An 8,853-nucleotide genomic window follows, 5' to 3' on the forward strand; every position below is an offset into this window, starting at 1 on the left:
GATCCTATTGCCCCAGACGTTCGATCAGGGCCGGTGCGTGCACCTGGTCGGCCTTGTAGTTGCCGGTCAGCGTGTACATCACGATGTTGGCGCCGGCGCGGTAGGCGAATTCGCGCTGGCGGGGGTCGCCGCCGGTCACCGGCAGCATGGCCTGGCCGTCGGGCCGCACGGCCCAGGCGCCGGCAAGGTCGTTCGAGGTGATGATGATCGGCGAGACGCCGTCGCCGCCGCGGGCCGGCCGCTGCGCGCTGTCGTCGTCGTCTTCGCGCGGCAGGGTTTCGACCCAGGTCTGGCCGGTGTTGAAGCGGCCGGGGAAGTCGCGCAAGAGATAGAAGGTCTTGGTCAACACGTGCTCGCGCGGCACCGGCTCCAGCTCGGGCACGTCGAGCGAAGACAGGATATCGCGGAGCGTCTGCATGGCGGGGGTCTGCGCGGCGCCGTTCGCGCCAGGCGACGCCTCGATCGCGTCGCGGGTGTCGAACAGCACGGTGCCGCCTTGCTTCATGTAGGCGTCGATCTTGTTGATGGCGTCCTGCGGCGGCTTGGGCGCGCCGGGCACGATCGGCCAGTAGATCAGCGGGAAGAAGGCGAGCTCGTCGCGTGCGGGATTGATGCCGACGGGATCGCCGGCCTCGAGCGCGGTGCGCTGCGCCAGGAACAGCGTCAGTCCGGACAGGCCGGCCTTGACGATGGAATCGACGTCGGCATTGCCGGTCACGACATAGGCGAGGCGGGTCTGCGACACCGCCTTCATCGCGAACTCGTCCGCGGCGTTGTCGGCGCGCGCCGGCGTCGGCGAGAACGACAACAGGCCCGCAAGCACCAGTCCGAAGACGATCATCGCGGGCGCGGCGCGGCGGCGCAGCAGCGCGGCGAGGCCGCCGCCGAGCACCGCGACGATGATGGCGTCGATCAGGAACAGCGCCAGCGCCGTCGACAGCAGCCAGCCGCGCAAGTCCTGCGGCTCGGCATTGGTGTAGGTGGCGTGCCGGGCGCGCAGGCTCGCGGTGTTCAGGGCTGCGATACGGTCGGCGGCGGCAAGCGTGTTCACGGCGAGCGGTCCTTCTGCCGGACCATAGAAGCCCGGCGGATGATCGGGTGTGGCGCGGTCGCGATAATCCGCGGGCAGCGGCTTTGCGGCGGCCGGCGGCGGGCCGAAGGCGCCGAAGCCGTCGAGGATATGCAGCGGCGCCACCGTCTCGGCGGTCGCCTCAGTGGCAACTCCGGCGCCCGGCTTGGCGGTATAGCCGGACATGTCGACGACACGCCGCAGGATTTCGACGAAAGTGCCCGACATCGGCAGATCCGACCAGCGCATGTCGGCGCTGACGTGGAACAGGCTGACCACGCCCTTGCCGCGGTGCTCGCCGGTCACCAGCGGCGTGCCGTCTTCCAGCGACGCCCAGCTCTTGGTGGCGAGCACGGCGTCGGGCTCGGCCAGCACCTGGCGGCTTATGGTGACATCCTTGGGGACCACGACGCCGGCAAACGGACCGTCGGCCGCAAAGGAGGCCAGATGTTGCGGCTTTTCCCAGGTCAGGCTGCCGCCGAGCGTCCGGCCGCCCTTGCGCAGCTTGACCGGCACGAGATCGTCTTCGGCCTGCGCCAGCCGCGGACCGGCGAACCGCACCAGCACGCCGCCCTGGTCGATCCAGGCATTGAGCCGCTCGCGGATTTCAGGGGCGATGGTGCCGACATCGGCAAGGATGATCATCGGCAGCTTCTGGTCGAGGAACTGCGTGATGCCCTGCTGCGGCGAGCCCTTGTCGGCGAGCCGCACGTCGGCGAACGGCGCCAGCGCGCGGGTGAGATAGAAGGTCGGCGCCAGCAGCGGCTGCGCGGTCTCGCTGGTCGCGCCCGAGACGATGCCGATGGCGCGGCGGCGCCAGCGCTTGTCGAGCAGCTGCACCGCGCCGGCGGAGCGCTCACCGGCAATTTCCAGCCGCGTGATGTCGTTGCGCAGCTCGACCGGCAGATCGAACGAAGCTTCGGTTTCCTTGTCCTGCGGGCCGAACGAAAAACGCGCTTCGCCGATCGGCGAGGCCTTCTGGTCCAGCGCACGCACGGTGCCGATGGCGATGCCGCTGTCGGTGCGCAGCACCTTCACGGTCATTTTGGCGGCGGCGTTCTCGGCCGCGACCAGGGCCAGCGGCGAGGAGGTGCCGCCTTCGAACACGATCAGGCTGCGATCGCCGATGGTCTTGCCGAGGCCAGCCACGAATTCCTCGCCGCGACCGGTGTCGACGCTGTCGGAGAGCCAGGCGATCTCGCAGTCGCCGGTCGCTTTCAGGAAGCGATCGATTGCGGTCAGGGTCTCGACGCGGTCGATCGAATACGGCTTTGGCGTGAGTTGCCGCAGCGCGACGCGCGCGGCGCCCGCCTGCATCAGCGTGATGTCGCGGTTCGGCTCGGACAGCGGCACCAGCGCAATCGCGCGGCGGTCGTTGTCGGCGTTTGCGATCAGCTCGTCGGCGGCCCTGATCCGGATGTCCCAGTTCGATGCCGCGCTCCAGCCGTCGTCGAACATGATCATCAGCGGCGCCTTGCTGGAGGCCGCGCCGACCTGCGGATTCCAGATCGGGCCGGCGGCGGCGAAAATGACAAGCGCCGCAGCCAGGAGTCGCAAGGCGGTCAGCCACCACGGCGTCCGCGAGGGCGTCTCTTCCCTTTGAGCGATGTCGAACAAGAGGCGCGTCGGCGGAAACTCGATGCGGCGCGGCCGCGGCGGCACCACGCGCAGCAGCCACCACAGCACCGGCAGGCTGACGAGGCCGATCAGGAGCAGCGGTTCGGTGAAGGCGAGCGGCAGCCCCATCATGCGGTGGGCCCCGCCTTGATCGTCGTGGTGCGGGCGCCCGACTTGCTCACCTGCATGCCGGCATGCAGGAATAGCAAGAGTTCGGCTGCCGAGCGGTCGGTCGCATGCGTCGTGAACAGCCAGTCGAGCTTGTTGGTCTCGGCGCGGATCTGGTCGCGGTGCAGCGCGAGCCTCGCGGTGTAATCCTGCGCCCAGCTCTCGGCGCGGCCGGCGGTGATCATGCCGAACCCTTCGGGCTCGACGAACTCGACGCGGCCGGAATACGGGAACGATTCTTCGGCGGGATCGACGACCTGCACCAGCGTGCCATGCGCTCCGGAGCCGGACAGGCCGGCGAGCGTCGCCCTGATCTCCGCGATCGGCGACCAGAAGTCCGACAGCACGATCGTCTCGGCCAGTGCCGCAGGCACGAAGGACGGCGGCAGGCTCGGCCGGTCGGCATCGTCATGCAGCATCGCCTGCGCCATCTTGTCGATGACGCTGCGGCTCGCGGTCGGTGCCATCAGTCCGGGAATGCCGACGCGTTCGCCGCCGGAGACCAGCAGCTCGGCCAGCGCGAAGGCGACGATCAGCGTCCGCTCGAGCTTGGAGTCGCGCGCCTGCTTTGAAGCGAAAGCCATCGAGGGCGAGCGGTCGGGCCAGATCCAGACCGTGTGCGAGGCTTCCCATTCGAGCTCGCGGACATAGAGATGATCGTCGCGCGCCGAGCGCCGCCAGTCGACGTTCTGTGACGGCTCGCCGGAGACGAAGCGGCGGTACTGCCAGAAATTTTCGCCGGAGCCGGCGCGGCGGCGGCCGTGCAAACCGTGGATGACGTTGGCGGCGATACGGCGGGCCTCGAGCACCAGGCGCGGCAGCGAAGCGGCGAGCGTGCGGCTTTCACCATCGGCACGTCGGATCGCGATGATCTCCTTCGCAGCGTGCCCGTTCTCTGCGGCCATCAACCGATCCGTGTTTTCAATTGCCGGATCACGTCCGGAATCGTGCGGCCTTCGGCGCGCGCCTGGAACGTCAGCGCCATGCGGTGCTTCAGCACGGGCTCGGCGAGGTCGAGCACGTCGTCGATCGAGGGCGCGAGGCGTCCGTCGATCAGCGCGCGTGCGCGCACCGCGAGCATCAGCGATTGGCTGGCGCGCGGGCCCGGTCCCCAGGCGATGAACTTGCCGGTCTCGCCGCTGTCCGGACCCGGACGGGCCGCGCGCACCAGCGACAGGATCGCTTCGACCACGGAATCGCCGACCGGCAGGCGCCGGATCAGCCGCTGCGCGGTGATGAGTGCGTCAGGTGTCATCGAGCCCTTCGCCAACGTCTCATCGACGCCGGTGGTCTCGAACAGGATGCGGCGCTCGGCGTCGCGATCGGGATAGTCGACGTCGATTTCCATCAGGAAGCGGTCGAGTTGGGCCTCGGGCAGCGGATAGGTGCCTTCCTGCTCCAGCGGGTTTTGCGTGGCGAGCACGTGGAATGGCTTCGGCAGATCGTGCCGCGCGCCGGCAACCGTGATGTGCTGCTCCTGCATCGCCTGGAGCAACGCCGACTGCGTCCGCGGGCTGGCGCGGTTGATCTCGTCGGCCATCAGCAGTTGCGCGAACACGGGGCCGGAGATGAAGCGGAAGGCACGCTTGCCGGAGGTGCTTTCGTCGAGCACTTCGGCGCCGAGAATGTCAGACGGCATCAAATCGGGCGTGAACTGGATGCGCTTGGCATCGAGGCCGAGCGTGATGCCGAGCGTCTCGACCAGCTTGGTCTTGGCGAGGCCGGGGACGCCGATCAACAACGCATGGCCGCCGGAGAGGATGGTGACCAGCGTGTTCTCGATCACGCGGTCCTGGCCGAAGATGACGGACGCGATCGCATCCTTTGCCGCGCGAATCTGGCTCGACACCTGCTCGGCCGAACGGACGATTCCGTCTTCGAGCTTCTCGACACTCTCCGCCATCCGTTAGCTCCTTCAGCCTGCCATGCGGCTCGCTTGCGTCGTCATGTCATTACGTCGTCAAGTCAATACCTCGGCCCTATGCTAGGCTTGCAGGAAGGCCATGTATTCGTTGAATTAACCTATCCCCACCTTATCGGCTTAGGGATATGTAGGGCATCACGAAGTGGCGACCTCCACACCGGACTAATCCGGGGTGGAACCGTGCACCGCCAGACAACGTAGACTTACAAATCAGACCTGCACCAAACGTGCCAAATGACAGAGTCAGGGCAAACCATGGCGAACCAAGGGCAGAGCGCCGATCGCGGTCTTGAGGGGCTGACTGCCGCCGCCAAAAGTGCTGCCGATGCCGAAGGCGCCAAAAAGGGCCTGCCTCCCGTGCATCTGTGGAATCCGCCGTTTTGCGGCGATCTCGACATTCGAATCGCCTCCGATGGTACCTGGTTCTATTTGGGGACGCCAATCGGCCGTCATGCTTTGGTCCGTCTGTTCTCGACCATCCTCAAGCGTGAAGGCGACAAGCATTTCCTCGTCACGCCCGTGGAGAAGGTCGGCATTCGCGTCGACGACGCGCCGTTCATGGCGGTCGAGATGCAGAAGGACGGCGAGGACAACCATCGCGTGCTCCGCTTCCGCACCAATGTCGACGACTGGGTCACCTGCGATTCGGCGCACCGGCTGCGCTTCGAGCAGGCCAAGGACGGCGGGCTGACGCCCTATCTGCATGTCCGCGCCGAACTCTGGGCCAAGGTCACCCGTGCGCTCTATTACGATCTGGTTGACATGGGTGAGGAGCGGATGGTCGATGGCCAGCCGATGTTCGGCGTCGAATCGGCCGGCGAATTCTTCGCCATGGCCGATGCGGAGCAGGTGAGGGCCGCGCTTTGAACAAGCCTATCCCTAGGAACGATCCCGCCACGCTCGGCGCGGCCGATTTCTTCGCCCGCTCCACGGCGCGGCTCGGCTTCGACGTTCCACCCGGCCTCTACGATCCCAACATCATTCCGGCCTCGGGCGATCCCGGCACCGACAAGATGCTCGAGATCATCGCGCGCGAGCAGCCGGTGCGGCCGGCGGCGGTTTTGATCGCGGTGGTCGATCATCCCGAGCCGACCATCCTGCTGACGCAGCGTTCCGCGCATCTGAACGACCATGCCGGCCAGATCGCCTTTCCCGGCGGCAAGATCGACGCGACCGACTCCTCGCCGCTCGATGCGGCGCTGCGCGAGGCCGAGGAGGAGGTCGGGCTGTCGCGCGATTTCGTCGAGCCGATCGGCTATCTCGATCTCTACGGCACCGCGTTCGGCTTTCGCATTCTGCCGACGGTCGCCCGGGTGCGACCGGGTTTTGAGCTGACGATCAACCATTCCGAGGTTGATGATGCGTTCGAAGTGCCGCTATCCTTCCTGATGAACCCGGTCAACCACCAGGTGCACAGCAAGGAATTCCGCGGCATGGAGCGGTCTTACTACGCGATGCCGTTTGCGGAACGCTACATCTGGGGTGCGACGGCCGGAATGCTGCGCGTGCTCTATGAGCGGATCTATTCATCATGATCCGCCCGGTCCTGACCGAGATCGGAATTTTCCTCGTTCCCTTCGCCGTCTATGCGCTGTTCCTGGCTGCCAGCCGTTCCGGGCTGTTCGTGCAATCGTCCTGGCCGGTCTATGTCGTCGCGCGCCTTGCCCTGGCGGCGCTCGTCCTGGTGATCGCAGGGTTGATCGGCTTTGCGCATTTCTCCGGCGCCGCGCCGGATTCGACCTACGTTCCCGCCCATATCGAGCACGGCAAGCTCGTGCCGGGCGTGGAAAGATAGGGCCGGCCGATGAGCGCGGAGCCCCTGCTCGCCGATGCGCCCTGGCTGACCTCAGGCGGGACCGCGCGCGTCCTGGAGCTGCTCAACGCGGATGGTGAGGAGGCGCGGGTGGTCGGTGGCGCCGTGCGCAACGCGCTGCTCGGTCTTGTGCCCGGTGACATCGACATCGCAACCACGGCGCTGCCGCACGAGGTGATGCGGCGCGCCAAAAGCGCCGGCATCAAGGGCGTGCCGACCGGCATCGACCACGGCACCGTCACGCTCGTCATCGACGGGCAACCTTACGAAGTCACGACGCTGCGCGAGGATACCGAGACCTTCGGCCGCAAGGCCAAGGTCGCGTTCGGCCGCGACTGGGTGAAGGACGCCGAGCGCCGCGACTTCACCATGAACGGGCTCTCGGTCGATGCTGAGGGCGTCGTCCACGATTACGTCGGAGGCGTCGCGGATGCGGCCGCGCGGCGCGTGCGCTTCATCGGCGATCCCGACCAGCGCATCGCCGAGGATTTCCTGCGCATCCTGCGCTTCTTCCGCATCCACGCCGCCTTTGGCGCCGGCGATCCCGATCGCAACGGCTATCTCGCCTGCATCCGGGGGCGCGCCGGCCTTGTGAGCCTGTCGGCCGAGCGGCTGCGCATGGAGATGCTGAAGCTGCTGGTCGCTCACGGCGCGTCTGCCGCCGCGCTTGCGATGGCGGATGGCGGATTGCTGCAGGCGCTGACCGGCGGCGTCGCCTATACCGGCCCGCTCTCGGCGATGATCGCGATCGAGCGCGAGCTCGGCCTGCCGGCAAGCAGCACGCGGCGGCTGGCCGCGCTGACGGTCGCGGTGACCGAAGATGCCAAACGCGTCGCCACGCGCCTGAGGCTCTCCAATGCGGAAACCAAGGCGCTGGATTCGATGGGGCACCGTTGGTGGCGTTTGGCCACCAAGGACGAAGCCGATGCGCGGCGGCTGCTCTACCGGCTCGGTCCGGAGCGCTATCACGATCGCGTGTTGCTGGGTTGGGCGAGAGCCGGCGCTGACATCAGCTCGTCGCGATGGCGAGCGCTCGCCGAACTGCCGCAGCGCTGGACTGCGCCGAAATTTCCGCTTCGCGCCGCCGACTTCATCGCGCGCGGCATGGCGGAAGGGCCCGCGCTCGGACATGTGTTGACGCTCGCCGAGGACGCTTGGCTTGCAGCGGATTTTCCCCTAGAGGAAGCCGCACTCGCTTCCATCGCCGATCAAGCTGCGGCACGCATCAGCCGCGATGAGAGACCGTGACCATCGTCTCAGGCTTCGCCGACATCTCGATTTTTCAGCTTCTGCTGGTCGCGTTGATGGCGTTGTTTGCTTCGATCATCGGTGGTCTCGCCGGCTATGGCACCGGCGCCTTGATGCCGCTGGTGCTGGTGCCGCTGGTCGGCGCCGAGCCCGTGGTGCCGATCATCGCGATCTCAGCGATCTTCACCAATTCGAGCCGCGCGATCGCTTATCTCCGTTACGCCGACCGCCGCCGCGCGCTGATCGTGCTCGCCTGCGCCGCGCTGACGACGGCGCTCGGCGCCTACGGCTATACGCGCCTCACCAATGCGGGCGCGGCGCTGGTGATCGGCTCCATGCTGATCCTGAGCGTGCCGCTGCGTCGTGTGCTCCGCCGCCGTCAGGTCAAGATCGGCGACACCGGCCTCGCAGCCGGCTCCGTCGGCTATGGCGTGCTGGTCGGCGGCACCTCCGGCTCCGGCGTGATCCTGCTGTCGCTGCTGATGGCCGCCGGTCTCGAAGGCGCCACCGTGATCGCGACAGATGCGATGATCTCTCTCGGCACCGGCCTCATCAAGATCTCGGTGTTCGGCCTCGCCGGCGCCGTCACCGCGCAGGTGCTCGCCTTCGCACTGCTGATCGGGGGGATCGCCATCCCCGGCGCGTTCCTGGCCAAGGCTTTCGTCGAGCGGATGCCGGTGCATATCCACACCGCGATCCTCGACGTCGCCGTGATCACCGGCGGGCTGGTGATGATCTCGGCTGCGGCGAGGCAGCTGATCGCGTAGATGCCTCCGGCCCAATCGGCATTCGCGCGTGGAGCGCGGATCGACCTCGTCCAGTGCGTGTGCTCATAGCCGCCGGCTGCCGTGCCCAAACCGGAAGTCGGCCGGCTTAGCCATCATCGGCGGCTTGTGACCCAGGCTGTGTAAAAACGCGGCTCCGCATCACCTCCATGCAACGAAGGCGGCCGTCGGTGTCGCTATTGAGTTCGCTGCCCGCGCCTCACGCCCGCATGGCTGCCAGCAATGGCTC

Annotated in this window: 8 protein-coding genes; 5 read left to right on the top strand and 3 right to left on the bottom strand. The window is 67.3% G+C overall.

Annotation, left to right across the window (positions count from 1 at the left end):
- Positions 1 to 4 precede the first annotated feature (4 nt).
- Genes QCM77_RS41715 through QCM77_RS41725 form a run of 3 tightly spaced genes read right to left on the bottom strand, consistent with a single transcriptional unit; the run spans position 5 to position 4,757 of the window.
- Positions 5 to 2,818, bottom strand: coding sequence for a DUF4159 domain-containing protein (locus QCM77_RS41715; RefSeq protein ID WP_280096653.1), 2,814 nt, complete (start codon positions 2,816 to 2,818; stop codon positions 5 to 7).
- Positions 2,815 to 3,759 carry a DUF58 domain-containing protein gene (locus QCM77_RS41720; protein ID WP_279668388.1) on the bottom strand — a complete coding sequence of 315 codons (945 nt, stop codon included), beginning with the start codon at positions 3,757 to 3,759 and terminating at the stop codon, positions 2,815 to 2,817. The genes QCM77_RS41715 and QCM77_RS41720 overlap by 4 nt, the downstream gene beginning before the upstream one ends.
- Positions 3,759 to 4,757, bottom strand: a complete 999-nt coding sequence (locus QCM77_RS41725; RefSeq protein ID WP_279668386.1) for an AAA family ATPase — start codon at positions 4,755 to 4,757, stop codon at positions 3,759 to 3,761. Before QCM77_RS41725 ends, QCM77_RS41720 begins: the two co-directional genes overlap by 1 nt.
- Before the next feature lie 276 nt (positions 4,758 to 5,033).
- Between QCM77_RS41725 and QCM77_RS41730 the strand changes: the two genes are divergently transcribed.
- Genes QCM77_RS41730 through QCM77_RS41750 form a run of 5 tightly spaced genes read left to right on the top strand, consistent with a single transcriptional unit; the run spans position 5,034 to position 8,606 of the window.
- Positions 5,034 to 5,645 carry a DUF1285 domain-containing protein gene (locus QCM77_RS41730; RefSeq protein WP_279668384.1) on the top strand — a complete coding sequence of 204 codons (612 nt, stop codon included), beginning with the start codon at positions 5,034 to 5,036 and terminating at the stop codon, positions 5,643 to 5,645.
- Positions 5,642 to 6,313, top strand: a complete 672-nt coding sequence (locus QCM77_RS41735; RefSeq protein ID WP_279668382.1) for a CoA pyrophosphatase — start codon at positions 5,642 to 5,644, stop codon at positions 6,311 to 6,313. The genes QCM77_RS41730 and QCM77_RS41735 overlap by 4 nt, the downstream gene beginning before the upstream one ends.
- Entirely contained in the window at positions 6,310 to 6,573 is a 264-nt protein-coding gene (locus QCM77_RS41740; protein WP_279668380.1) for a DUF6111 family protein, read from the top strand. The genes QCM77_RS41735 and QCM77_RS41740 overlap by 4 nt, the downstream gene beginning before the upstream one ends.
- 9 nt (positions 6,574 to 6,582) lie before the next feature.
- Positions 6,583 to 7,839, top strand: coding sequence for a CCA tRNA nucleotidyltransferase (locus QCM77_RS41745; protein WP_279668378.1), 1,257 nt, complete (start codon positions 6,583 to 6,585; stop codon positions 7,837 to 7,839).
- Positions 7,836 to 8,606: a sulfite exporter TauE/SafE family protein gene (locus tag QCM77_RS41750; RefSeq protein WP_280096654.1), complete on the top strand. Its 771-nt coding sequence runs from the start codon at positions 7,836 to 7,838 to the stop codon at positions 8,604 to 8,606. The genes QCM77_RS41745 and QCM77_RS41750 overlap by 4 nt, the downstream gene beginning before the upstream one ends.
- Positions 8,607 to 8,853: the final 247 nt, after the last annotated feature.

This window comes from Bradyrhizobium nivariense (genome assembly GCF_029846695.2).
In the GTDB taxonomy this organism is placed as follows: Bacteria; Pseudomonadota; Alphaproteobacteria; order Rhizobiales; family Xanthobacteraceae; genus Bradyrhizobium.

Excerpts from the sequence above, each read along its gene's own strand:
- QCM77_RS41740 (WP_279668380.1), top strand. The coding sequence starts at position 6,310 with ATGATCCGCCCGGTCCTGACCGAGATCGGAATTTTCCTCGTTCCCTTC.
- QCM77_RS41730 (WP_279668384.1), top strand. The coding sequence starts at position 5,034 with ATGGCGAACCAAGGGCAGAGCGCCGATCGCGGTCTTGAGGGGCTGACT.
- QCM77_RS41720 (WP_279668388.1), bottom strand. The coding sequence starts at position 3,759 with ATGGCCGCAGAGAACGGGCACGCTGCGAAGGAGATCATCGCGATCCGA.
- QCM77_RS41725 (WP_279668386.1), bottom strand. The coding sequence starts at position 4,757 with ATGGCGGAGAGTGTCGAGAAGCTCGAAGACGGAATCGTCCGTTCGGCC.
- QCM77_RS41715 (WP_280096653.1), bottom strand. The coding sequence starts at position 2,818 with ATGATGGGGCTGCCGCTCGCCTTCACCGAACCGCTGCTCCTGATCGGC.
- QCM77_RS41745 (WP_279668378.1), top strand. The coding sequence starts at position 6,583 with ATGAGCGCGGAGCCCCTGCTCGCCGATGCGCCCTGGCTGACCTCAGGC.